General features: G+C 67.6%; 25 protein-coding genes. 12 read left to right on the top strand and 13 right to left on the bottom strand.

Features of this window, described 5'->3' with window-relative positions; genetic code table 11:
* The first annotated feature begins 181 nt into the window (after positions 1–181).
* From ACOGI8_RS01585 to ACOGI8_RS01575, 3 genes are all read left to right on the top strand, one after another.
* Positions 182–1,735 carry an ImmA/IrrE family metallo-endopeptidase gene (locus ACOGI8_RS01585; protein WP_419855152.1) on the top strand — a complete coding sequence of 518 codons (1,554 nt, stop codon included), beginning with the start codon at positions 182–184 and terminating at the stop codon, positions 1,733–1,735.
* A 131-nt stretch (positions 1,736–1,866) separates the two neighbouring features.
* Complete coding sequence (locus tag ACOGI8_RS01580) at positions 1,867–2,214, top strand: TA system antitoxin ParD family protein (protein WP_419855151.1); 348 nt, start codon at positions 1,867–1,869, stop codon at positions 2,212–2,214.
* Between the two features lie 32 nt (positions 2,215–2,246).
* Positions 2,247–2,819 carry an AAA family ATPase gene (locus ACOGI8_RS01575; RefSeq protein WP_419855150.1) on the top strand — a complete coding sequence of 191 codons (573 nt, stop codon included), beginning with the start codon at positions 2,247–2,249 and terminating at the stop codon, positions 2,817–2,819.
* Between the two features lie 233 nt (positions 2,820–3,052).
* Here ACOGI8_RS01575 and ACOGI8_RS01570 read toward each other — a convergent pair whose 3' ends face one another.
* The 3 genes from ACOGI8_RS01570 to ACOGI8_RS01560 form a co-directional block, all read right to left on the bottom strand.
* Positions 3,053–3,397 (bottom strand): hypothetical protein, encoded by a 345-nt coding sequence (locus ACOGI8_RS01570; protein WP_419855149.1) that lies wholly within the window; start codon positions 3,395–3,397, stop codon positions 3,053–3,055.
* A gap of 336 nt (positions 3,398–3,733) precedes the next feature.
* A complete protein-coding gene (locus tag ACOGI8_RS01565) occupies positions 3,734–4,069 on the bottom strand; it encodes a hypothetical protein (protein ID WP_419855148.1) in 336 nt (111 codons plus the stop codon).
* Positions 4,070–4,811: 742 nt separating this feature from the next.
* The gene (locus ACOGI8_RS01560; RefSeq protein ID WP_419855147.1) at positions 4,812–5,135 is read right to left on the bottom strand and encodes a hypothetical protein; all 324 of its coding nucleotides are present in this window, start codon (positions 5,133–5,135) and stop codon (positions 4,812–4,814) included.
* Between the two features lie 214 nt (positions 5,136–5,349).
* Between ACOGI8_RS01560 and ACOGI8_RS01555 the strand changes: the two genes are divergently transcribed.
* From ACOGI8_RS01555 to ACOGI8_RS01530, 6 genes are all read left to right on the top strand, one after another.
* The gene (locus ACOGI8_RS01555; RefSeq protein ID WP_419855146.1) at positions 5,350–5,709 is read left to right on the top strand and encodes a hypothetical protein; all 360 of its coding nucleotides are present in this window, start codon (positions 5,350–5,352) and stop codon (positions 5,707–5,709) included.
* Positions 5,706–6,638: a Swt1 family HEPN domain-containing protein gene (locus ACOGI8_RS01550; protein ID WP_419855145.1), complete on the top strand. Its 933-nt coding sequence runs from the start codon at positions 5,706–5,708 to the stop codon at positions 6,636–6,638. Before ACOGI8_RS01555 ends, ACOGI8_RS01550 begins: the two co-directional genes overlap by 4 nt.
* Positions 6,639–6,781: 143 nt before the next feature.
* Positions 6,782–7,495, top strand: a complete 714-nt coding sequence (locus ACOGI8_RS01545) for a DUF3800 domain-containing protein (RefSeq protein WP_419855144.1) — start codon at positions 6,782–6,784, stop codon at positions 7,493–7,495.
* Between the two features lie 652 nt (positions 7,496–8,147).
* On the top strand, positions 8,148–11,057 hold the full coding sequence (locus tag ACOGI8_RS01540; protein ID WP_419855143.1) for a cell wall-binding repeat-containing protein: 2,910 nt from the start codon (positions 8,148–8,150) through the stop codon (positions 11,055–11,057).
* A gap of 218 nt (positions 11,058–11,275) precedes the next feature.
* Positions 11,276–11,605, top strand: coding sequence for a hypothetical protein (locus tag ACOGI8_RS01535; RefSeq protein ID WP_419855142.1), 330 nt, complete (start codon positions 11,276–11,278; stop codon positions 11,603–11,605).
* Positions 11,602–12,012: a type II toxin-antitoxin system VapC family toxin gene (locus ACOGI8_RS01530; protein ID WP_419855141.1), complete on the top strand. Its 411-nt coding sequence runs from the start codon at positions 11,602–11,604 to the stop codon at positions 12,010–12,012. The genes ACOGI8_RS01535 and ACOGI8_RS01530 overlap by 4 nt, the downstream gene beginning before the upstream one ends.
* 160 nt (positions 12,013–12,172) lie before the next feature.
* On the opposite strand, the gene ACOGI8_RS01525 is transcribed toward ACOGI8_RS01530, so the two are convergent.
* Positions 12,173–13,426, bottom strand: coding sequence for a S16 family serine protease (locus ACOGI8_RS01525; RefSeq protein ID WP_419855140.1), 1,254 nt, complete (start codon positions 13,424–13,426; stop codon positions 12,173–12,175).
* Positions 13,427–13,497: 71 nt separating this feature from the next.
* Between ACOGI8_RS01525 and ACOGI8_RS01520 the strand changes: the two genes are divergently transcribed.
* The gene (locus ACOGI8_RS01520) at positions 13,498–13,707 is read left to right on the top strand and encodes a hypothetical protein (protein WP_419855139.1); all 210 of its coding nucleotides are present in this window, start codon (positions 13,498–13,500) and stop codon (positions 13,705–13,707) included.
* Complete coding sequence (locus ACOGI8_RS01515) at positions 13,704–14,396, top strand: hypothetical protein (protein ID WP_419855138.1); 693 nt, start codon at positions 13,704–13,706, stop codon at positions 14,394–14,396. Before ACOGI8_RS01520 ends, ACOGI8_RS01515 begins: the two co-directional genes overlap by 4 nt.
* Before the next feature lies 1 nt (position 14,397).
* On the opposite strand, the gene ACOGI8_RS01510 is transcribed toward ACOGI8_RS01515, so the two are convergent.
* The 5 genes from ACOGI8_RS01510 to ACOGI8_RS01490 form a co-directional block, all read right to left on the bottom strand.
* Positions 14,398–15,591, bottom strand: coding sequence for a hypothetical protein (locus ACOGI8_RS01510; protein WP_419855137.1), 1,194 nt, complete (start codon positions 15,589–15,591; stop codon positions 14,398–14,400).
* Between the two features lie 147 nt (positions 15,592–15,738).
* Positions 15,739–16,698 carry a rod shape-determining protein gene (locus tag ACOGI8_RS01505; RefSeq protein ID WP_419855136.1) on the bottom strand — a complete coding sequence of 320 codons (960 nt, stop codon included), beginning with the start codon at positions 16,696–16,698 and terminating at the stop codon, positions 15,739–15,741.
* A gap of 34 nt (positions 16,699–16,732) precedes the next feature.
* Positions 16,733–17,239, bottom strand: a complete 507-nt coding sequence (locus tag ACOGI8_RS01500; protein ID WP_419855135.1) for a hypothetical protein — start codon at positions 17,237–17,239, stop codon at positions 16,733–16,735.
* Positions 17,236–17,709 (bottom strand): molybdenum cofactor biosynthesis protein MoaE, encoded by a 474-nt coding sequence (locus ACOGI8_RS01495; RefSeq protein ID WP_419855134.1) that lies wholly within the window; start codon positions 17,707–17,709, stop codon positions 17,236–17,238. Before ACOGI8_RS01495 ends, ACOGI8_RS01500 begins: the two co-directional genes overlap by 4 nt.
* A complete protein-coding gene (locus ACOGI8_RS01490) occupies positions 17,709–18,656 on the bottom strand; it encodes an NAD-dependent epimerase/dehydratase family protein (RefSeq protein ID WP_419855133.1) in 948 nt (315 codons plus the stop codon). The genes ACOGI8_RS01495 and ACOGI8_RS01490 overlap by 1 nt, the downstream gene beginning before the upstream one ends.
* Before the next feature lie 64 nt (positions 18,657–18,720).
* On the opposite strand from ACOGI8_RS01490, the gene ACOGI8_RS01485 reads away from it, so the two are divergent.
* Positions 18,721–19,866 (top strand): zinc-dependent metalloprotease, encoded by a 1,146-nt coding sequence (locus ACOGI8_RS01485; RefSeq protein WP_419855132.1) that lies wholly within the window; start codon positions 18,721–18,723, stop codon positions 19,864–19,866.
* Between the two features lie 52 nt (positions 19,867–19,918).
* Here ACOGI8_RS01485 and ACOGI8_RS01480 read toward each other — a convergent pair whose 3' ends face one another.
* From ACOGI8_RS01480 to phoU, 4 genes are read right to left on the bottom strand one after another with little or no spacing between them, the layout of a single operon-like run.
* On the bottom strand, positions 19,919–21,196 hold the full coding sequence (locus tag ACOGI8_RS01480; protein WP_419855131.1) for an MFS transporter: 1,278 nt from the start codon (positions 21,194–21,196) through the stop codon (positions 19,919–19,921).
* Positions 21,196–21,900 (bottom strand): response regulator, encoded by a 705-nt coding sequence (locus ACOGI8_RS01475; protein WP_419855130.1) that lies wholly within the window; start codon positions 21,898–21,900, stop codon positions 21,196–21,198. The genes ACOGI8_RS01480 and ACOGI8_RS01475 overlap by 1 nt, the downstream gene beginning before the upstream one ends.
* Entirely contained in the window at positions 21,897–23,198 is a 1,302-nt protein-coding gene (locus ACOGI8_RS01470) for a sensor histidine kinase (protein ID WP_419855129.1), read from the bottom strand. The genes ACOGI8_RS01475 and ACOGI8_RS01470 overlap by 4 nt, the downstream gene beginning before the upstream one ends.
* Positions 23,195–23,902, bottom strand: a complete 708-nt coding sequence (gene phoU / locus ACOGI8_RS01465) for a phosphate signaling complex protein PhoU (protein WP_419855128.1) — start codon at positions 23,900–23,902, stop codon at positions 23,195–23,197. Before phoU ends, ACOGI8_RS01470 begins: the two co-directional genes overlap by 4 nt.
* Positions 23,903–23,942 lie beyond the last annotated feature (40 nt).

Raw genomic sequence — 23,942 nt, 5'->3', positions numbered from 1 at the left:
ATCGAACCCCAAGCACCGCCCAGCTTCGCCAGGTCGCAGGGGAACACGGTGCCCCAAGCACCTAGACGCTCAAGCCGCCCAGCAGCTGCTGAACAACAGTGTGCCCGATGGTCAGCAGCGATACGCAACTGATGGTGAATTGGTCTACGGCGCGCATTGCCACGACCCGAGGCGGGATCTCATGAGCATTCGTTGGGAGCGATTCGCCGGCGACACATCGTCATTTGCAGCTCGGCTTGCGTTTCATCGCGATCCGGACGATGGCGAAGCCGCGACACCGGAAATGGCCGAGAGCTGGGGTGCGTTCCAGCTTTGGGTCCGGGGCAGGAACTTGTGCGCCCACATCGACCAAGGTGTGGAGTTGAACTCTTGCTACTGGTACCTGTTGCCGCTTCTCGAGTGGCTCAGCGCCAACTGGGATCCGCTGTTCCATGAAGAGCGCCCACCAGAGGGCAAACAGGCCATGCAGACAGCATCAGATGTCTCAGGAATCGCCTTGGCGATGACCTACGCAATCGAAGCCGACGAGAGCCAACCCGATGAATTCACACAGCAGTACGACTGGAGGGAGCGACACACTCTGCGGGCCGCTCGCCAAGGAGGGATCTTTCCCGACGTGCGGCTTCGGCGGTTCCGAGATCACGTCGAGGTTGCGTGGGCCGCGCACCCCATGCCTGGAGCAGAAGATGTGCATTTCATGTCACCCCAGGGCGCCCACTACCTGCGGCCGCTGGCAGTTGCGCAGCCTCTCTATGAGGTCCTTGCCTCGGCAGCAGCGTGGCTCCACCAACAGCTGCCTGATTCGAGTCGGTGCTCCGCGCTTGTCGCGGCCGTCGAGGCTTTGACGTCGGACCAGCGGACTGAAGAACGCATTGCGTGGCTAGCACGGCTGGGCACCGACAGAGATCAGATGAAGTCTCGATGGCGTCGTGTCAGGTCGATCGGCGAATCGATGGCCGGTGAGAGGGCCAGGAGTGCAATAGATGCTGCATTTCGTGTGGATCAGTCCTCCGAAACCGTCATTGAAGGGAGCTGCACCGCATCCCTGCTGTTCGGATCTACGAGTCCGACAATCGACGACTCCGATGTCAGGTCGCTCACAGAGCTTCTCTTGAACGAATACGAGCGGTCGCCTGTGGATGGAATGGCCGACGTGGTGGTCGACGAATCGATTGACCGCGCACGGCACCCCTGGGAACACGGGTACGAGCTCGCTGCGGAGCTGCTCGAGGAATTCGAGGGTGACGGGCTGGCACCGGCCGACCGATTAGAGATGATGCTTCGCCGCTGGAACGTCAGAGTCCGTGATGTTGTCTTGCACGACCGGAGCGTTCGGGCGGTCTCGTTCGTCAGCGCCAACCACGCGCCCACAATCGCGCTGAACCGGAGTCACGCGACCGCCCAGACCTCCCGGGCACAGCGGTTCACACTGGCCCATGAATTGTGCCATCTGCTTCACGACCGTTCGTATGGTGTCGGCTTGGCCATCGCCAGCGGCCCTTGGGCACCGAGTGCCATCGAGCAACGTGCGAACGCGTTCGCAGCGTGGTTGCTGATGCCGCCTGAGCGCTTGAGGGAGGTGATCGCCTGGGCGCCGGGTGCATTTGACACACACCGGGGCATCAAGCACCTTTCATACAAGCTCGATGTCAGCCGGGCTGCTCTGGTCTGGCACCTGCACAATCTGGGTTTTCTCAGCGAAGAAAAGCGGATGGAGCTGATGCTGCATTCCTGACTCAGGGCCAGCATTCGGCCCTCGTTTTGTTTCTACATGCGAGATTCACGGGAGCGGCGCCGGAGGAAGGCACGTGGCACGGCGGGCTTCTTTCGGTAGCAATCTGCTACAGTTGCTTGGGAGGTGGTCGTATGGCGACAAGCACACCGATTCGGGTCGATGAGGACATCCATGCCCTCGCCACTGCGGTGGCGCCGCTGATGAGCCGCAGCGCCGCCCAGCAAGTGAGCCACTGGGCGCGGATCGGCAAGGAGTTCGAGTCTGCGCCGAACGTCTCGACCCAGGCGATCGAGCAGGTGCTCGGATGCAGGGCTTCCTACGACGACCTGAACGAACGAGAGCAGGCTGTTGTGCGGGCGGAATGGGTCGAACGCACCGAACAGCGCCGCCGAGACCTCAACTTGGCCGACGAGTTCGCTGCCGAAGGCCGCTCGTATGTCGAACTCGACGACGGGAACATCGTCACTCGCCAGCCGTAGCCGCGGCCCCAGGATTGATCGCGGAGCTCGTGATGACCTCACCGGTGCTGCATGTCATTGCGGGCCCCAACGGTGCCGGCAAGACGACCTTTGTTGAACGCGTGCTCGCACCCTCGTCATTGGAGTTCGTCAACGCCGACCGGATCGCAGCCCAGCGATGGCCCGATGATCCAGGTGAGCACGCCTACCAAGCGGCGCAGATGGCGGAACAGCGCCGAGAGCAGTTGATCCAAGCGCATCGATCATTTGTGGCCGAGACGGTGTTCTCGCACGAGTCCAAGGTCGGCCTTGTGCGCAACGCGTCCCGATCCGGCTACATCGTTGTCCTGCATGTCGTCATCGTCCCAGAGGATCTTGCGGTCGCCAGAGTCGAAGATCGCGTCTCCAACGGCGGCCACGCAGTTCCTGAGGACAAGATCCGTTCACGCCACCGTCGACTGTGGGGCCATGTCGCTGCTGCCGTCCGGATAGCCGACCAATCGCATGTCTATGACAACACTTCGGCATCGACGCCGTTCCGCCTTGTCGCTCAATACCGAAACGGCCTGCTCGTGCGGCAATCAGGCTGGCCTGCTTGGGCGCCGCCGCAAGTCGTGAATCTCTGATCAGCCCCATCAACGAGGACCGGCCTCTGGCTCGACACGCGGTTCTGCATCACGGGCGCTGTCGGCGGGGGCGGGGGGCGACGAAGTCGGCCCAGGCGGCCATGAGCTTGCGACATTGCTCGAGCGGAGCAGGGGTGCGCAAGCTGTGGGGCGCTCAGCCGATCACGCCGGCGGCGACGAGCGTCGAGGGGCCGTGTGGCTGCGCGCTGGAGTCGGGGCTGTGCCGACGAGCGCTACGAGAAAATGCCGAGCCCTACCACGACGCCGAGGATCGACACGCCGATGCCGGCCAGCCAGCGGAACTGATGCCGCGCTTCCTTGCGGTCGGCCTCGCGGGCATCGACGAGCCGCTCGAACTTGGACTCAAGTCGCTCGAACGCGGTATCGAGACGCGCGATGTCGTCTCTGGTGGCGGTTTCGAGACGGGCGAACGCGGTTTCGAGACGTTCGATGTCGCTCGTGGTGGCGAGATCGGGCAGCGGCACAGGGCTCAGACAGGACATGACGTATTCGGCGAGCGACTCGTCGGCCTGCTCGCACCACCAAGCGTAGAGGCGGGAACGATCTTGTTCAGACACAGCGGATTCCTTTCTGCAGCGATCCGCTGTGGACAGTAGGAAGTCTGTCTCGACTCGCAAAATGAATTTCAGTGATTTTCAGAGTATCGCTGATCTGCCGTTCAGCGTTGGCAGCCGGGGCCGATGGAGAACGGGTTGAGCACCTGCACTCTCATTACCAGTGGGGGGCAGATCTGCATTGCTAGAGCATCTGGGCAACCTGGGCTTCCTCAACGAGGATGACCGACACCGCTTGCGCCTCGATATCTGAAACACCCTGAATGCAGGCTTCCTGAATGCAGGCTTGCGGTCATCGCTGCTTTGGCGGGTGACCGCCAAGAGAGAACTGCGGAGCGCTCAGCCGATTACGCCGGCAGCGTCGAGCCAGATCGACACCACGGTGGTCAGACCGATGCCGGCAAGCCAATAGTGACGAACTCGGCTCACGTCGCGATCCTCGGCGCGCTGGGCCACCAGGGCATCGACCTTCTCGTCGAGGCGAGCGACCTTCTCGTCGACGGCGGCGAGGTCCTTCTTGGTGGCGAACCGTGCCAGCTCGCCGGTCAGGAATTCCTTGGTCGCCAGGTCCGACAGCGGCGCAGGCGCGAGGCACGACATCATGTACTCCGCGCGGCGCTCGTCGAGCTGCTCACGGAACCAAGCGTAGAGGCGAGAGCGGTCTTCTTCTGACACGGCGAGCTTCCTTCGGTAGCGATCTGCGGTGCACCGTAGGCGGCATCACGCCGGTGTTGAAATGAATTTCAGTATTTTTCCATGGTTCACTGGTCTGCCGCTCTGCGTTGGCAGCCGGGGCCGATGGGGAACGCGTGAAGCACCTGCGCTCTCATTGGATCCGGATTCGGTGGCGGGGCCGGTTATGGTGGCCGTGCCTCGCTGCCCGGCATATGCGGCGGTCGAACGAGAACCACACGTGCGCTATCCAGCGCCGCGAGACCCAGCGAGGCCCGACGTTCGCATCGAGCGCAGCACAGAGTCGCCCAGCGTGGTGATCGGCATGCCGGCAGGGCTGATCGCTGCATTGCTGGGAGGCAGGTTCACGCTGCTGGTCGGATCGCCGATTCGACTCCGACAGCGTGATCCACTCAGACAGAGGAGAAGAGTGAAGGAGCGAAATCAAGTTCACGGCCGAGTTCGAAGGCAAGACCTACGACCTCGGCACCGTCGAAGTGCCCGACAGCGTTCTGCGCGACACGCTGGTGGCTTCGGGCATTGCGCGGGGCGTAGAGAAGGACACCCGAAAACCATGGACCGGGATCGATAGTGGCAGCCACGCGGTGCCGGTCGGCTGACCGCCAAGAGTGACAACTGCCCCTCGTTTTGTTTCTACGTGCGAGATTCACGGGGGCGGGGGGAGGCGAAGTCGGCCCTAGCGGGCGTGACGCTCGTTGCGCCGTCGGGGTTGTGCCGACGAGCGCTACGAGAAGACGCCGGACCCCAATATGACGCCGAGGGCCGACATGCTGACGCCGTGGATCGCCACGACGATGCCCACCAGCCAGTGGAACTGATGCCGCGCTTCCTTGCGGTCAGCCTCGCGGGCATCGACGAGCCGCTCGAACTTGGTATCGAGACGCTCGAAGTCTTTCCTGGTGGCGGTCTCGAGACGCGCGATGTCGTCCTTGGTGGCGAGCTCGGACACGGGCACCGGGCTCAAGCACGACATGGCGTACTCGGCAGTGGGCTCGTCGATGTGCTCACAGAACCAATCGTAGAGACGTGAGCGCAGTGCTTCAGACATGACGGCCTCCTGGGCGATGCAAAGAACGGGGTCGGCCGCGAACCGTAGAGCCATCGATTGCTGAACAAAAATGAATTTCAGTATTTTTCCGGTTGCGACACGCTCGGCAGGCGAGCTTCCTCCTGTCGGCAGCAATCTGTTGCAGTTGTCGGGGAGGTGGCCGTATGGCGACGAGCACGCCGATTCGAGTCGATGGGGCGTAGACGCTGGCGCGTTGCGCGAGAACAGCACGCCTCACAAGCAGAAGCGGTACGCCACGGACGGCCTCGGGGATCTCGACGAGACCGCGGCGGAGTCGGTCGTCGCCTCAGCGGCTTGGTCGGCCGCCGTCGGGGAGCGCTATGACACCGCCCGGGTGTGCGCGATGCTCGGGGTCTCCCGCCAGGCGCTGTCCAAGCGGCAGCGCAGCGGAACGCTGATCGGGCTGCGGGCCAGTAGCACCACTTGCCTCGACCTCGTTGCACGATTCGTTCGGCGGATTCAGCCGAGGGTGCCCGGCGCTTCTCGATCTCGTCTCGCGACGCCGCTGGTTACTCTCGGCGAGTTCACGTGTGCGAATCAGGAGATTCCGTGACCGACGCTGATGTAGAGCCCAATGTGCCGAACGACGCACCGCCGGCGATCCTGTTCCGTCTCAGCTACCGGGCGGATGCGGATCATCGCAGTGGGTACCGCCCGGGCGACGGCAGGGAACGCATTGTCGCGTCGATGCGGGGCTGGTGGGAGCTGGATCCCGACGAGGTCAGGAGCCTCAACATCAAGTACGCCGTGGCATTTCACCGTGGCGTGACACGGGCCGTTGTGGAGATCGACAGTTGGAAGTGGCAGCACGTTCCAGGCAGTGATCACAACGTGCTCGATGCAGGCGACGTGGGCTTTCCCTACGACGACGACGGCTGGCGTGGTCGGGACGATGTTCGCTGGTGCTTCAACGCACGAATGAGGAAGGCTCAGCGCACCGCTGAAGTGCCGAAGTACGTGGAGGAGGCCTGGATCGGCCAGGACGGCAAGCGAGTGCCCGCTTCGATGCGGGACACGATCGTCGCATTCTGGCCGGTGTCGCCCGTCGACAGCCCCCGAGACCTCGTGGGCAAGGCACTCGAGCTCCTCGGCCACGGGATGCTGCCGCGCATGCACGACGTATTCGAGCTGCGCTACGGCGACAACCGGCACTACGAGATGCGCAAGGAACACGGCATCTTCAGGTCGGACGACCGTGTCCCGCTGCACGACCCTTACGTGTACATCCAAGTGCTCATGAAGGAGGCCGAGGCGGCGACCCTCGAGAAGGTCTTCACGGTGACGACCCGCTCGACGCTCGAGCACCTGCGTGATGCGCGCAACCGCTGGGCCCACTTCGACGAGATCGATGCCATGCAGGCCAGTCAGGACGTTCGCGAAATGCAGATGCTGCTGGCCGACCTCAGTGCCACAGACGAGGCACGCCGAATGGCCCAGATCCAGCGCACACTCGACCTCATGGTCCGCCCCGCCCCTCGCTAGCCGCCCACCACGCCAAATCGAACCCGCCGCGACTGCTGCCTAGAAGCGTGTGCGAGAGGCGAAATTGCTGCGGCCACCGGCGCCTCTCGTCAGTAGCTTCACGTATTCATGAACTGCACTTGGCGCCGAGGTGAGCGCCGCCAATGACGACTCGCCTTCTCTTCCTCGACGACTCGGGCAAGCCCGAGTTGAGTCATCCTTCGCGGGCGGTCGTCTTGGGAGGGCTCTCGATTCCGTCCGTTCACGTTCCTGTGCTCGCCCGGCGGCTGTTGGGCGCCAAGGCGAAGTTCTTTCCGAACCGGGGTCAACCGGCGGAGTGGGAACTCAAGTCCATCGACTCTGTGAGACCCAACCCATGGAAGCGCCGCAAGAATCGTGACTTCGTCCAGGAGATGCTGCGCATCGTCGGTGGTCTCGGTTGCACGCTTTACTCCGTGGGCTTCGAGAAGTCGCAGCTGAAGCACCCTCTGAAGCTCGAGACCGTTCTGCCATTGCAGGTGCAGGTGGCCGTAGAGCACTTCTCGGTCGAGTGCCGACTTGAGCAGTCGGTCGGGGTAGTCGTCATCGACCGGTCAAGCCATCATCTCGACGCCCTGACGAGCACCTCAGTGGCATCGTTCGTGGCAGCGCATCGTTTGCCATTGCATCGCGGTGTCTACTTCGCGGCCTCGCACACGTCAGAGGCCCTGCAGGTGGCCGATCTCGTATCTGGCGTAAGTCGCCGACACATCGAGGGCGACGCAAGCATGGCCGCCGTAGCGCACGAGATGGACGCCGTGTGCAATGTCTCGCCTGCCAATGGCGCAAGCACGCATACCGGTCGCGAGTTCCGCAATCGGATTCTGCTGTTCCGATAGCAAGAGCGCTGGGTTATGCTCGGGTCGTCGAACGGTTCGGTTAGTAGGCGCAAGCCGAATGCAACCGAAGCACCGCGGCAACGGGACCCCGGACCGCACGGGGTCCCTTTTTCTTGCCCGCTGGTTCGATCGAACAGCCAGGATCCTGTTTCTCCTTGTTCGGCTCCTTTCCGTACGTAGTGATCCCAACGACGCGGCCGGGGATCAGACATCGACGGCCTCGGCCTCCACATAGGGGCGAAGCTCACTGCGAAGCGCCTTGTCGGTCACCAGATCGACACGGGCGCCCAGCAGGTCCTCGAGATAGAACTGCACACCGAAATAGCGCCTCGAGTCCGCCGGGACCGGGGCCCCTGCGATTGCGGCTGCTCCGGCAGGCCCGGTCTTGGCTGACCGTCGGAGCGCCGAACGCCTCGGCGTCCCAGCGCTCGCACAGCGCCAGCGGTCTCATCCGCAGCGTCACGATCCGGCCCGCTCACGTCCACCGGCTACCTTGCCGCAATTGGACCATACAATTTGCCCACTCATTGCCATACAAAACGACCAAACAATGCAATGCAGGATGCCCACTGCATGCAATGCCGGCCGGTCGGTGGTGAGGGCGACTGCGACGGCTCTGGCTTGGGTGGCTAAGGTCCGGCGGGTGCGGGGCATGAAGGCGGTGATGTTGTCGCTGCTTGCCGCGGTCGTCGGGTTCGGCGGCGTGGTGGTCCCGTCGGGGCCGGTCGCTGCGGCCACTGCAGACGTCGACGTCGCTCGATACGGCGGTGCAGACCGCTACGCCACCTCGCTGCTGGTCGCCGAGGCCGTCGCAGACGAGGCCGGCGGGTCGCTGGGCTGGGCGGTGGTGGTGTCGGGCGAACGCTGGACCGACGCCGTGGTCGCCGCCCCGCTCGCCGGGAACCTCGGGGCGCCGGTGCTGATGACCCCGCCGGGCGAGTTGCGAGCCGATGCGCTGGCGTTCCTGCAGCGCGTCGGGGTGTCGAAGGCGTTGGTGGTGGGCCCCGAGAACGCCGGTGCAGGTCACGGGCCCGGTCGCGGCGTGAGCGCAACTGTTCTCGACGCCTTGAAGGGCGCCGGCATCGCGGCCGAGCGCGTCGCTGGCTCAGACCGCTACGGCACCGCGGTGGCAGCAGCGCGCCGGGTGACCCCAGGGGCGATGCCGGGGCTGGGCCGCACGGCAATCGTGGCCAGCGGCGACGTCTTCGCCGACGCGCTCGTGGCCGGACCGTTCGCGGCCTACGGCAGCCACCCGGTGCTGCTCACCGCACCTGACAGCTTGAACAAGGGCGTCGCGGGCTACCTGTCCGAGGCGAACATCGAGCACGTGGTGCTGATGGGCGGCACCGCAGCGCTTGCCTCCGGCGTCGAAACCTCGATCCGCGGTCTCGGGGTGCGGGTGACCCGGCTGGCGGGCACCACCCGCTACGACACCGCCGTGAAGGCAGCTGATCTCGTCGACGACCGCTACAGCGACACAGCGGGGAAGGACTGCTTCGCCACCGGCACGATCGGGCTGGCTCGGGCGCGGGTGCCGTTCGACTCGTTCAGCGCTGCGCCGCTGCTGGGCCGGCTGTGCGCCCCGCTGGTGCTGGCCGACCCGAAGTCGGTCCCTGCCGACACCGCCGCCTACCTCGACCGTGCCCGCGCAGCAAACGACACGGTCGACCTGCATGTGTTCGGGGGCGACGCGGCGGTGTCGCAGAAGGCGCTCGATGCGTATCTCAGCGGCGACGGCGCAGCATCAGACGACGAGTCAGACGACACCGACGATGACGCACCCAGCGAGTACCCGGCGATCGAAGGGCCCCGCAGCAACGATCATCTCCTGGCTGCCTCCGCCGGCCGCACCTGCATGGTGCGCCCCGACCGCACCGTGACCTGCTGGGGCCGCAACGGCCTGCGCGAGCAGCTCAGCACTTCGAGCCTCACCGACGTCGTTGCGATCAGCAGCGGCGAGGAGCTCGGCAACCCCGACCGGCATCTGCCCGCGTGCGCCCTGCACGCCGACGGCACCGTCTCCTGCTGGGGCTCGGGATACTGGGGCCAGCTCGGCCAAGGCGACACCGTGGACCACTACATGTCGGTGAAAGTGCAGGGCCTCACCGACGCAGTGTCACTGGCCGTCGGCCAAGAGTCTGTCTGCGCGGTGCATCGCGACGGCGGCGTGTCGTGCTGGGGCGACAACGCCACCGGCGAACTCGGCGACGGCGGCGATGTGCCGCACTTCTACTTTCCTCGGCGGGTTCCAGGCGTGACCGATGTGGTCGCCATCTCCATAGGTCTCAACGCTACGTGCGCGGTACACAGCGGCGGCCAGCTGACGTGCTGGGGACACCCGTTCCGCGGGCCGCCGCAGCGAGTCGAGGGGCTCAAGGGCGTGACCGCCATCTCCATCGGCCGCAACCAGTCTTGTGCCGTCGTCACGGACGGCGAGGTGACGTGCTGGAACACCTACTTCACGCCCCGCACACTGCGGAAGATGCCAGGCCTGCGAGACGTCGTGGACGTGGCGATGGCAGACGGCAACGGCTGCGCGTTGCACCGCGACGGCGGCGTGTCGTGCTGGGGGCTGGACAACAGGTGGGGGCAGGTGGGCGACGGCACCACCGTTCCTCGAACGACGCCGAAACGGCTGGCGGGCATCTCTGACGTGATCGACCTGAGCGTGGGCCGGTACTCGACCCGGTTCAGCGACGGCTCGCCCAAGACCGTGGCCACCGCCCATACGTGCGCGTTGCACCGCGACGGGCGCGTGTCGTGCTGGGGAGGCAACAATTTCGGGCAGGTCGGCGACGGCACGACCACGGACCGGCTGTCGCCGACGCGTGCCAAGACGCCCAAGCTGATCCCCGCCGACGAGGTGCCACGCAACAACCGCGACCTGCTGCTGGCGTGGGTCGACCAGGAAGTCGCCGGCCGGGAAGCGAAGTTTCCTTGGCTGCGTGCTGCCTGGGATCACTCCCGTGACCGGGTCTGGGTGTCGCCGTCGGGCGCCGCCGGCTCGGTGCTCATCTCCTGTGAGGGATCGGGCGACGACTACCGCTGCTATGCCGAGAGCATGATCATCTCCGACATGAGCCTGCGCGTCATCGTGCACGAGCTCGCCCATGTCTACGACTCGCAGACCGGCCTGGCGCCGCGCAAGGCATGGGGTGCCGCGCAGCTCTACTTTGCTACGGCCTACTCCGAGTGCGGCCCCGACACGTACCTGCCGTTCGAGATCCTGGCCGACACGTTGACCCATGTCGTGCTCCCCGAGGCCCGGCTGCACTACTACGAGACTTCCTACTGCGATGCGCTTCCCGATCTGCCGTCGGACGAAGCCGAGCAGGTCATCCGCGACGCGCTCGCCGGGCGGGTGAACGACTGGTACGCCAAGAACATCACCGACGGGCGGAAGCTGTGGGCCGCTTGGCTGCAGCGCCAGTCGCCGGAGGCGCTGGCGAATCTTGCCGGGGAGTTCGGCGGGTTCTGCGACACCGACTGGATCATGACGAATCTCGACCCCAACCTGTTTCCCGCTGCCGGCACCAACCCATTCAAGGACGGCGGCTGCTAGAGGCAGTCCTCGGCCGCGATCGAGTGGTGCGAGACGGCCGCCGAAGTGCCGGGCGAGCGCGGCAAGGTAAGCATCGGTCACTTGGCGATGCCCGATGACGCCGTGGCAATATCTGCACTGCCTGCAGTAACTCCGCGGGCACCATTAGTTCAGTTCAGGTGATTACTGGTCCAATATGGACTAGTTTGGGTTGGGCACTGGTTCTGGCGGAGGGCTTGATGTCGGCGGATGTGACGGGAACGGACCGGGTCTGGACGGTGGCCGAGGCGAAGGCGCGCCTGTCGCACATTCTCCGTTGCGCCGAAGAGGACGGGCCCCAGCGCATCGGCACACGCAGAACGTTTGTGATCGTTCCTGAGCATGTCTGGCGGGAACGGGCCGAGCCTGAGATGCACGTGGGGCGCTGGCTCGTCGAGAACATGCCCCGCGGTTACGAGCTGGAACTGCCGGATCGCCGCTCGAGTCGGCCCATTCCGTTTATCGACGATGACATCGGCGGTACTGGGGCAGGCGGCGCGGGCGCGGGCGGCGCAAAGCACGTTTCGTGAACGGCATCGTGCTCGACACCAACGTCGTCTCCGAGACTGTCCGGCCAGAACCCGACGCGAACGTCATGGCGTTCCTGTCGAGCGAGCCGAACCTGTGGCTGTCGGCGATCGTGGTGCACGAGCTTGAGTACGGAATCGAGCTATTGGCGCCGGGCCGGCGTCGCGACGCCATCGCCAGTGCCGTCAGGCAGCTCGTCTCTGAGGTGCGGCGGATCGTGCCTGTCGGCGCGGCCGAAGCAGAGCACGCTGCCGAACTGCGAGCGCAGGCGCGGCGCGCCGGTCGCACCCTCGAATTGAGCGATGCGCTCATAGCAGCCACGGCCGGCGTTCGACGGTTGGCCCTAGCCACTCGCAATGTCTCGGACTTCGAAGGACTCGACCTAAGACTGATCAACCCCTGGGAGTAGCGAAGGCTCGGTCGGCGACGGTGATCTGTTGGTTGATCAGCCGCAGTCTCGCTGGCTGGCGGGTCGCCGAGATGGGTGGAGGGTGGCGATTACGGTCGCTGCTGCGAGCGCTGGGGGTGTGTCGGGCGCGGCTGTCGCGGAGTGGGAGGCGGCGGGGCGGTCAGGAGCGGTGGGCGGCTATGGCGGCGAGGGCTTCTTCGAGGGTTTCGACGCCCACCACGGCGACGGAGGGCTCGGCCACAGCGACTGCTTCTTCCACCTGCGATGCGGGCACGAGGAAGAGGTCGGTGCCGGCTCGCACGACGGCGTGAGACTTCTGCGGCACGCCGCCGATGGGGCCCACCGAGCCGTCGTGGTGGATGGTGCCGGTGGCGGCGACGTCGAGGTTGCCGGTGAGCGGTTCGGGCGTGAGGGCGTCGATGACCGACAGCGTGAAGGCCAGGCCGGCCGAGGGGCCGCCGATGTTCTCGATGTGAAGCGTCACGTCGATGGGCGGCTCGGCGAATTCGACGTGGGTGGTGACGATGACGCCGAGCAGGGCGACGCCGTCGCGGTCGGCCAGGGTGACGGTGACGGTGCGGGTCTGGCCGTCGGGGGCGAGGGCGGTGAACGTGGCAGTGGCGCCCGGTTCGTGGGCCTTGACCGTGTCGGACAGCTGCTGTGCCGTGGTGATGGCCGTGTCGCCGACCGCTTGCACGATGTCGCCTTCGCGCAGGGCGTCGTCGGCCGGGGCGTCGGGCATGACCCGCTCGATGCGGGCGCCGATGGGGGTCATGATCTCGTGGCCCAAGTGCTCAAGTGCGACGGCCACGGCCACCTGGGTGGACTGGTCCATCTGGAGGCGGCCGGCGTCGCGGTTCTCGGCGACGGTGCGCTCGCCGAGGATGTCTTCGATGTCGACCACTTCGAGGGCGCCGTCGAGCCAGCCGCCGATCACTTCGAACAGCGACGGGGCGAAGCTGGTGCGGACGCTGACGAGGGAGATGGTGGCGTCGGAGGCGTAGGAGGGGTGGTCGCGGACGTCGACGAATTCCTCGATGTCGGCGGTGTGGCCGGGGGCGATGACGGCCTTGTCGATGAGCGTGGTGGTGAAGCCGGCGACGATCACGAGTGCCAGGAGCAGTGGGCCGAGAATGAGGGCGGTGGCGCCGCGGGAGTATTGGCGGGGGCGTGGGTGGCCCGATGCGGTGGGGGTGTCGTCGGTGTCGGTGAGGTCGGCGGCCGTGACCGCAGTGGCGGTGGGCTCAGAGGCGGAGCGTGCTTCGTCTGCGGGGTTGTCGCGGTCGGGTCGCTCGGTGTCGGCGGCGGGCGGCGGGGCGAATCCGAGATCGTCGAGTGATCCCGCGAGAGCACGCCAGCCGAGATCCGCGTCGTCGGGATCCTCTTCCGGCGGGCCGGCGGTCGTGTCGGTCACAGGCGCACAGCGTGCCATGCGCCCTGTTGCGGGCACGCGCAGTGGGGTCGCGGATCGGGCATATTGGGCGAATGGAACCAAGGCGCATCGAGCCGAGGCACCTGGAATCTGAGCGCGCCGAGCCGGGGCGGTGGCCGTACAAGCCCACAGCGATCTGGCGCAAGCTGGTTGCAGTGCTCGGGTTGGGAGCGTTCACGGCTATCTGCGTGATTGCCTTGGTGGCGCTCGTGGTGGTCGGCGCGGTGGTAGGGGCGTTGGTGCTCGAAGCGCTGATCGGGTGAGCGACGGCGCGCCGGAGGGCGAGGCATACGCACGCCGGCTGGAAGCGATTGTGGCGGGTCATCGGGGCGAGGCCGCGGTGGCGGAACGGCTGCTGCACGACGATGACGCGGGCGTGCGGGCGGCGGCGCTCGGAGCGCTGGCTCGGTGCGGCGCGCTGCGGGCGGAGCAGGTTGAGCGGGCGTTGGGGGACGAGGCGGCGACGGTGCGGTGCCGGGCTGCGGAGCTGGCGCCGCCTGAGGTCGAGCTCGTGGGGCTGCTGAGCGATCCGGATGCGTCGGTGGTTGAGGTTGTGGCGGCTGCGCTCGGCGAGCGCGACCGCGATCCCGAGCCGGTCGCAGAGTTGTGCCGGGTAGCGCGCAGTCACGATGATCCGCTGTGCCGGGAGAGCGCTGCGGCGGCGCTGGGTGCCATCGCCGCCGGCCTGGACGCCGAGGCGGGTGCGCCGCACGCCGCTGCCGCAGATCCAGACGCCGAGGCGGGTGCGCCGCACGCCGCTGCCCGGGGGATGGCGCTCGAGACATTGTTGGCTGCCATGGATGACCGGCCGCAGATCCGACGCCGTGCGCTGCTGGGGCTGTACCAGTTCGACGACGACCGGGCCGCCGATGCAGTGCGGGCAGCGCTCGAGGATCGAGACCGCCAGGTGCGGGCCGTGGCCGGCGAACTGCTCGGCGTGCCGGTGCGCTGAGCTAACCGCCGAGACGTTCTCGCAGCCCTTCCATCAGGTGCGTCACGTCGACGACGAGCACTTGGCGCAGCCCGAGCCCATCGGCGGCCACATCGCTGCGTCCGTAGAGACGGAGCGTGCGAAGCGGTCCGCCGCCGACCGGCTCGGAGATGTCCATGCCGATGCGGGGCACGCCGGGCAGCGTGTTGCGGTCGGGGTCGACCGGCTCGACATGCGGCACCAGGGCAACGAGCCGTTCCCGGCTTACATCGCCGGCAACGACCGCCTGCTCCAGCAACAGGTGCAGGCGCAGCTGTGACAGCCACCCGGCCCGTGCCCGGGGGTCTGCCGGCGGCTTGGTTGCCGTTTCGGCATGGAACCTCGTCCAGTCGGCTGCGAAGGCATCCATGACGGCGGAGTGGCCGGTCTGCCAGGGCGGGGCGGGGTCGATGATCAGCTCCACCTGTCTGGGCAGTTCATGGCCGGCGGCCAGGGTGGAGCGCCGCACGACGGTCAGGTTCGGCGGAAGCTGTTCGAGCACGCCGATCGCTCTGGCTTCGGCCGCCTCCACGAGCACGTACAGGCACCGGCGGTCGCTGACCGCGTCGGTGACATCGAACACGGACGCATCCAGGTCGAGCACCTCGATCTCGCCCACGTCGAGGTCAAGCATTGCCGGCACCGTCTCGCGGGCAGCGCCCGCGGCATAGGCCGCCGCGGCGACCTGGCGGCCCAGGGGTGAACCGTCAACGATGACGCACCAGGTTGCGCCCGGTCCGCTGGCACGGAAGCGGTCGAGCAGGGCCACGGTGGTCAGCTCGACTGGCGCCGCCGATGTGAGCACCCAGTCCAAGTCGTCACCGGCCAGCGTGGCGACGGCCGGCACCACAGGCAACGGCAGCTCGGCCGTCGCGCCGGCCAGTCCAGCCACGCTGGCCGCGTCGATCCCGCTGCTCACGTAGGCCAGCGCTGCGACATCCCACTCCCCGAGCCCAGTCGCGTCTCCCTCCGGGGCGGCGGCAGTGTCGCGGTACTTCACTGACAGCTCGACAGGGTAGATCTGGGCGAGGCCACCACGGGCATTGACTCCGGCCCAGTAGGCCTGCACGCCGGCGAACGCGGCACGGTCGGCCTCGGCTTGACCCATGTCCACCAGCACGCCCAACGTGAACACGCCGGCGTCGTAGCCGTCGGCAGGAGCAAGCTGTGGCAGCACCGGCGGGCTGCCTTCAGGGGGCGGTTCCGTGCAGCCTGCTGCAAGCAGCACCGCTGCAAGAAACGCCGCCAGGCGCACTGGTGCAATCCGCCGCACACGCCCGAGGCCTGGAGCGTTCAACACACGCCGGAGCCCGGCAGCCCGGGGCTAGCGGCCGGGGATCGTGTGCGAGGCGTGGAGCGACTCGAAGTTCTCGAGCGCCCGGCCAGCGCCGAGCACGACGGTCTCGAGCGGCGACTCCGAGCGCAGCACGGGCACACGTGCCTCAGACGCGATGCGATGGTCGAGGCCCTGCAGCAGCGAGCCGCCGCCGACCATGAGGGCGCCAGTGTGGATGAGGTCTTGCGCCAGCTCGGGTGGAGCCTCGCCCAAGCACTCCAGGACGGCCTCCACAATGAGCTCGACTGTGTCGGCCAGTGCGGACCGCACCTCGGTGGGGGTGATGAGGAACGTGCGAGGCAGACCTGTCGACAGGTCACGGCCCTTCACCTCGGCGTCGAACTTGTCGTCGACCGGCCATGCCGAGCCGATGCTGATCTTCAGCTCCTCCGCAGTGCGCTCGCCGATCGCGATGCCGTGCACACGGCGGGCGTGGTTCATCAACGCAGTGTCGAAGTCGAACGACCCGATGCGGACGGCACGCAGCGACACCAGGCCACCGAGCGACACCATGGCGATCTCGGCGGTGCCGCCGCCGATGTCGATCACCAGCGAGCCGGTGGGCTCGTGGATCGGCAGGCCCGAGCCGATGGCAGCAGCGATCGGCTGCTCGATGAGCCGCACGTCCGACGACCCGGCCCGCCGCGCAGCCTCGATCACCGCCCGCCGTTCGACCGGAGTGATCAGCGACGGCACGCAGACGGCCACGCGGGTGCGGCCGAAACGACCGACGCCCACGCCCTGCAGGATGAGCCGGATCATCCGTTGGGTGATGTCGAAGTCGGTGATGGCACCGTTGCGCAGCGGCCGCGCAGCGATGATGTAGCTCGGCGTGCGCCCGATCATCTGCCAGGCCTCGCGCCCCACGGACAGCACGTCGCCAGAACGCTCGTTGAGCGCTATGACCGAAGGCTCGTTGAAGACGATGCCGCGCCCCCGCTCGTACACCAGCGTATTCGCGGTGCCGAGATCGATCGCCAGGTCACGAGCCAGGACGGCGCCTCTTGTCGGCGGAGATCACCCGGTCGTGCCGCCGTTCGGCTTCGGGCGGGCGGGGTATCGCCCGGCGGCTGCTCCGCTCGCCCTCGGGCAGCGGAAGCTCTTCGAGATCGGCGCTCAGCGGCGGCAGCAGCGGCACCGAGTAGTCACGCTCGACGAGCCGGATGCTCGCCGGTGCCGGCTGCTTCTGGACAGCCTGACGCGGCCCGGGTTGAGCGGCCTCGGCATCGCCCGACTCGGGGGCAGCATTGCCGGCTGCTGGCCTGCGGGAGTTGCCGCCTCTCCGTCGGCGCATCGCCCGCACGAGTCCCGGCGTGCCAGATGGCAGGTCATCGGTGTCAGGGGGGGCGATCGACTCGAGCTTGCGCCGGAACGGCTCCGTCTCGTCGTCGGTCGCCTTCTGGTGCTTGATGCGAGCACCCACGCCCAGCACGATCATCCCCAGCAGCGGCACCACGATCGCGATCGCCAGGAACAGCAGCGGGCTCATGACCGGGGCACCTGCGCGATCGGCTGCGACTGCAGGCCCCAGTCGGTGCCGGCGTCGTGATGCTCTTGCTTCCAGATCGGCACCGTGGCCTTCAACGTATCGATGCCGAAGCGGGCAGCTTCGAATGCTTCACCCCGGTGCGGTGCCGAGACCGCCACCACGACCGAGCTTTCCTTCAGGTTGAGCGAGCCCACCCGGTGCAGCAGCGCCACCTTGCGCACGCTCGGCCACCGCTGGCGCAACTCGGCGGCGATCTCGGCGAAACGAGGCGCCACCTCCGACTCGTACGCCTCGTACACCAGCCGGGTCACGCCCGTGCGGTGCTCGGCATGATCTCGGACCGTGCCGGAGAACAGCACGACCGCTCCCGCCGCCGGGTCGAGCGCCCATTCATAGACCGCGGCGATCGGCAGCTCGTCGTGCGTCAGCTCCACCCAGGTATCGGCCGGGCTCGCATCTGGCGACATCATCACCGCAAAGCGTAGGAGCGCCGGAGCCAAGCCGCGGCAGCCCAGCCGCCTGCCGCCACCGCAGCCCCCGCGCCGAGCAGCGTGGCGTACTGGCGCTGGCGGGCGTTGAGGTCGTCCCAGGGCATCCCGACGTCGGCGACCACGAACGCCTGGGCGCTGCTGTAGCGCGGTTCCCAGCCCTCGGCCCGGAGCCGGTCGTTGGCCACCACCCAGCTATAGCGGGTGTACGGGAGCAGTCCTTCGGGCGCAGCGTGGCCCACCCGGCGGGCCACATAGCGGTCGAGCCGCTTGGGCAGCGGCATCGGCAGGCGGATCTTGGGGCGGGCCCCCAGCAGCGCCCGCAGCTCGCCCGGCGACAGCCAGCCGTCGGGCGCCACGTTGAACACGCCCGACAGCCGGCGCTGCGTGGCCAACACCACGGCGGAGGCCAGATCGTCGAGGTGCAGGAACTGCACTGGCGGGTCGTCGCTGCCCGTGCGGATCGGGGCCGCGGCCAGCATCGCCTCGCCGATCGGGCCGCCCAAGCCGCTCGACACCACCGGCGCCGGCCGCAGGATCGCCACGGAGCGATCGCCCTGATCGCACCACTCCAGCACCATCCGCTCGGCGTCGGCATGATGCACAGCCCACGACGCTTCCAGGTTGGGGCGCACGGGCAGATCCTCCGAGATCGGCGTGGGGTGGTTGGGCCAGGCCCCGTACACGCTGGCGCTCGACACCATGGTCAGATGCCGCACGCCGTCGGCCGCCGCCAGCACCCGCCGCACGCGGTCGGAGGTCACCTCCCGGGTCAGCCGCAGATGCACGAGCGTCTCCGCGCCGCCCAGGTCGTGCTGGCTGTCGGCATCGGCGGCGTCGACGTCGAGCACATCGAACGTCTGGGCCAGCCACTGCAGCACCCGGGCGCCGATCACACCGCCCGCACCCGACACGGCAATCCGGCTCATATCCCTACCATGCCTCACTCAGGGCGATGCCCCCGGTCACTGCAGCCCGTCGTACGATGCCGTTGTGGCCGACGATGACGACAACCCGTTCTCGGGCATCCCGTTCCTCGGCGACATCGCATCCATCTTCGGGGGCAACGAAGAGCAGCTCTGGGAAGGTGCCCGCCAGGCCGCCAACCAGCTCGCCACCGGCGGCAAGCTCGAGCACAACGTCGACCCGGTCGAGCGGCATCGCCTCAGCGAGATCAGCCGGGTGGCAGAGCTGCACGTGGCACATGTCACCGGCCTGCAGGTCGCACCGCAGCTCGAGCCGGTCACCCGCTCGGGCTGGGCCACCAGCGCGCTGGAGACCATCCGCCCGCTCATGGACCGGCTGTCGGAACGCCTGAAGCAACCCGATCCAGCGAGCAGCACGGCTCACGACCCCTTCGCCGGCCTGCTCGCCATGATGAGCCCCATGACCGTGGCGATGACCGCCGGCATGATGGCCGGCCACCTCGCCACCAGCGCGTTCGGCAACTCCGACCTCATGATCCCCATGCCCCGCGTGCTCATCGTGACCGCCAACATCGCGGACTTCGCCAACGAATGGAGCCTCGACGTCGACGACGTGATGCTGTGGGTGGCCATCCGGGAGCACACCATGCACGCGGTGCTGGCCGAGCCCGGCATTCGCGAACATCTCGACCGGCTGCTGGTCGAACATGTCGACGGCTTCCGCCGCGGCGATCCCATGGACTTCGGCGACTTGGAGCTGCCCACTTCGCTCGGCGACGCCAGCGACCCGCAGCAGCTCCAAGCGCAATTCGGTGAACAGCTCCAGCGCATCTTCGGCAACCCCGAAATGCTGCTCGGCGTGACCCGCGACGAGCACCAGAGCATCAGCCAGCTTGAAACGCTGATCTGCGTGCTCACCGCTTACGTCGACGACGTGGTCGCACAGGCGGGCCCCCGCCTCATCGGCGGATTCGGTGCGCTCAGCGAGGCCGTGCGCCGCCGCGCCCTCACAGGCGCCGACTATGCCGACCGGCTGCTGGGCGTGCGGCTGACTGCCGAGGCACGCGACCGGGGCGACAGCTTCGTCGCCGGTGTGATCGAGCGAGCCGGACGGGAAGGGCTGGCACGTCTCTTCGAGCCTGGCGGGCTCCCCACGCCGAACGAGCTCGTCGCACCCGGCCTCTGGCTCGCCCGCCTCGACCTGCCGCTCTAGCGCTCCCCCGAGCGTCAGCGGACAGGCACAGATACCAGAGCTGAGGACGCACCTATCCAGGCGGCTGCGGTCTGTTGCGGCGGACGCGGGCGCGAACCCGGGTGCGGACCCGGGTGACGATGATCTCTGACGGCGGCCGCCGGCCCCGCGCCAGCGCCCACAGCCCGCCCGCATACAGCACTACCGCAACCAGGCCGGCAATGCCCAGCAGCATCACCCCGGCCCGCAGCGGCAGGATGCCGCTGGGCGCTGCCACCGGCACCAGCCCGCCGATCACCCACATGAGCTGGAAGCGGGTCTCGAAGCGGGCGAACGTGCGCCCCCGGTCGGCGGGCACCTCGTCGCGCTGCACGATCGCGTCGAAGCACAGCTTCCCCAGCGCCGACATGAGGCCCATCACCATGGCCAGCACCAGCACTGAGAAGCGGTCGGGCGCCGTCACCACATAGAACGACACGACGGCCGCCAGCAGCAGCGTGCTGGCCAGCAGCACTTCCTCGCGGATGCGGCGGCGCAGCCACGGCGCGGACACTGCACCGATCAGCTGGCCCACAGCGCTGGCGGTGAACATGAAGCCGAACCACCACGGGGCCGCGTCGTCGGTGCGCAGCCAGAACGCGATCAGGAACAGCGTGAAGCCCGTCATGGCCCGCACGACGCCCATGGCCGAACCCGCCAGCAGCATCCCGCCCCGCCGCCTCGAGACCTGTCGGGTCTCACCAGCATGAGCAGGCTGCTGAAGCTCAGCGCCCTGGGGGGGCCGACCGGGCCGCACGGCAAAGCGGGGCAGCCGCCGTGCCGGGAACGTCATCAGCACGAACACCACCGCCGCCAGCACCAGCACCCACCGCGACGACGCCAGGCTCAGCAGCACGCCGGGCCCCACGGCCAGCGCGCCCCCCAGCCCGCTCAACAGCATCAGCTTCGAATTGGCCTCGACCAGGTCGCGCTCCTCGCGCACCAGCCCCGGCACCACCGCGCTCTTGGCCACGTGATACGTCTTGCCCGCCACCAGCGCGCCGAGCGCCTCGGGGAACAGCAACAGCGAATCGAGATGGCGCACCATCAGCAGCGCCAGCACCGCCCGGGCAATGCCGGCGCCGATGATCATCCCCCGCCGCCCGCCACGGCTGCGATCCACCAGCGGCCCGATCAGCGGCCCCACCACCGCAAACGGCGCCATCGTCAGCACCAAGTACCACAACAATTGGGACCGAGCCGCCGCAGGATCCAGGTTGAAGAACAGCGACCCGGCCAGCGCGATCGCAATCAGCGCATCGCCGGCAGCAGATAGCAGATGCGTGCGGGCAAGCCACGTGAACGGCTGCATCAGCCAGCAGGCGGCACGGCTCGTTCGTAGCGATAGCCCAGACCACGAATGGTTGTGATGCGCTGCGGGCTCGACGGATCGTCCTCGATCTTGGCCCGCAGCCGCTTGACGTGAACATCGATCGTCTTGGTGTCGCCCACGTAGTTGTAGCCCCACACGTTCTGCATGAGGCTGTCACGGGTGACCACCCGGCCGGCATGGGCCAGCAGGTACGCCAGCAGCTCGAACTCCTTCAGCGCCAGAGTGACCAGCTCGCCCCGCACCCGCAGCTCGTGCCGGTCGATGTCGAGCTCCACATCGCCCTCGGCGAGACATGCCGCATCGATGTTCTCAGGCGGCTGGCCCGAAGCACGTCGCAGCACCGCCCGCATGCGGGCCACCAGCTCGCGCATCCGGTACGGCTTGGCCACGTAGTCGTCGGCCCCCACCTCCAGGCCCACCACGGCGTCGATCTCCTCGGCCCGGGCGGTCACCATGATGAGCGGCACGCGTGACTGCTTGCGAATCTCCCGGCACACGTCGAGGCCCGACATGCCGGGCAGCATCACGTCGAGCAGCACCAGATCGGGCTCGGCCTCGCTGATCTCAGCCAGCGCCGCCCGGCCGTCTGCCGCCGTGCGCACCTCGAAACCCTCGCGCCGCAGGCCCACCGTGAGGGCCTCGGTGAACGACGGCTCGTCGTCAACCACCAGTACCGATGTCATGTGCTCGCCCTGTCCTGTTCTGCGGGGAACCTGAGCGTGAACGTGGTGCCCACGCCTTCACGGGTGTGCAGCATTACCTCGCCGCCGTGGTTCATCACCACGTGACGCACGATGCTCAGGCCCAGCCCGGTGCCGCCGGTGGCCCGGGCTCGGGCCTTGTCGACCCGGTAAAAGCGCTCAAAGACCCGCTCGGTCTCGTCGGCGGGAATGCCGATGCCCTCGTCGGCCACCACGACGTCCACCCACGCCTGCTCATCGAAATCGGCCGGCACCTCCGAGGGGGGCCGATCATCGAGAGCGCGTGGCGCAGCAGACAGCCGAACCTCTGAGCCCGGGTCGCTGTACTTGATGGCGTTGTCGACCAGGTTCCCCACCGCCCGCAGCAGCTGACCCCGGTCGGCATGAAGAACAAGCTGTTCGGCAACGTCCGGGCCCACCAGCGACACATTGTGCTTGCGGGCGTGCTCGGAATACTGGTGCGCCACCTCGCACAGCAGCGGCACCACCGGCACCGGTTCCTGCCGCATGGAACCCTCCAGCTCCACCCGGCTCAACTCCAGCAGGTCGTCGATGATGTGGCTCACCCGATCGGCCTCCGCACCGATCCGGTCGACCAGCCGGGTGCGCACCGCGGCGTCATCCTCCCCGGCCAGCGTCTCCGACAGCAGCGCAATGGCGCCCACGGGCGTGCGCAGCTCATGGCTCAGGTTGGCCACGAAGTCCCGGCGCACCTCATCGGTTCGCACGCCATCGGTGCGGTCGGCCATCACCGCCACAGCACCGAGCCCATGGTTGTCGCTCGCAACCGGATGCGCGCTGATCTCGATCACCCGCGGCGGCGGCCCCGTCAGCTTCACCGTGCGGGAACGAGCCTGCCCCTCCTGGGCCGACTCCAGCAGCTGCGTCACACCCGCACCCACCAGCGCCATGGCATCTCGCGCCGACATCATCTCGTCGGCCAGCGCATTGCTGGCGCACACATTGCCGTCCTCGTCCACCAGCACCACGCCCACCGCCAACTCATTCATCGCCAGCTGCCAGCGGGTCCGGTCGCGCTCGGCCAGGTTGGCCGTCATGGCAGCCGTGGTGGCAACCGACTCCAGGTAGGTGATCCAGTCGTCCAGGCTGTTGTCGTCGAGCCTCGCTTCGCCGGGACGGGGCTCATCGCCTTCCCCGGCGAACCGGTGCACCACACGTCCCAGCCGCTCCGCGGCCGAACTGCGCCCCCGCACCAGCAGCACCACAGCGACCAGCGCAACTGCCAGTGCGGTCGCCACCGCCACCAGCGCCGCAATCACATCTCGTCCTGCTCCCGCCGGGCACGAGCCCGGTTGGCGCCCAGATGCTCAGGCAGCTCGCCGGTCACCAGGAACTCGACACGCTCGGCGACGTTCACCGCATGATCGCCGATGCGCTCGTAGAAGCGGCCCACCACCGCGAGCTGCACCGCATGCTGGATGCTGATCTTGCCGAGCTCGTGCGAGGCGAACACCGCCACGATGTACTCGTTGTGCAGGTCGTCGAGCACGTCGTCCATGTCGTTGAGCACCGACGCCAAGCCGGCGTCGCGCTCGGCGTAGGCGTCCATGGCCCTGGCGGTCAGCTTCACCGCCTGCTCACGCATCCGGTCGATCAGCCCTCGCACCCGCGGCTCCAGCTCCACGCCGTGCAGCCGGGCCACCGCCTTGGCGATGTTGGTGACCAGGTCACCGCTGCGCTCGATCTCGGAGATCATCCGCAGGTCGGTCAGGATCGTGCGCAGGTCGACCGCCACCGGCTGCTGCAGGGCCAGCAGCTGCACGCACTTCTCCTCGGCTTCAAGGCTCAGCAGGTCGAGCTCGTCGTCGGCGGCGATGATCTGGTCGGCGCCGCCGATGTCGCCGGCCAGCAGCGCAGCGCTCACCGCCGAGATCCCCTCGGCCACCATGCCGCCCATCTGCACGAGATCGGCACGAACCTCGTCCATCAGCTGATGGAACTCGGTCCGTACTTCTTCGGTCATGTCAGCAGTGTGGCGTATTCGCGCTGCCCAGTCGCTGTTT

Source organism: Candidatus Poriferisodalis sp. (assembly GCF_965204195.1).
GTDB lineage: Bacteria > Actinomycetota > Acidimicrobiia > Acidimicrobiales > Poriferisodalaceae > Poriferisodalis.
This window is presented reverse-complemented; position numbering and strand designations above follow the sequence as displayed.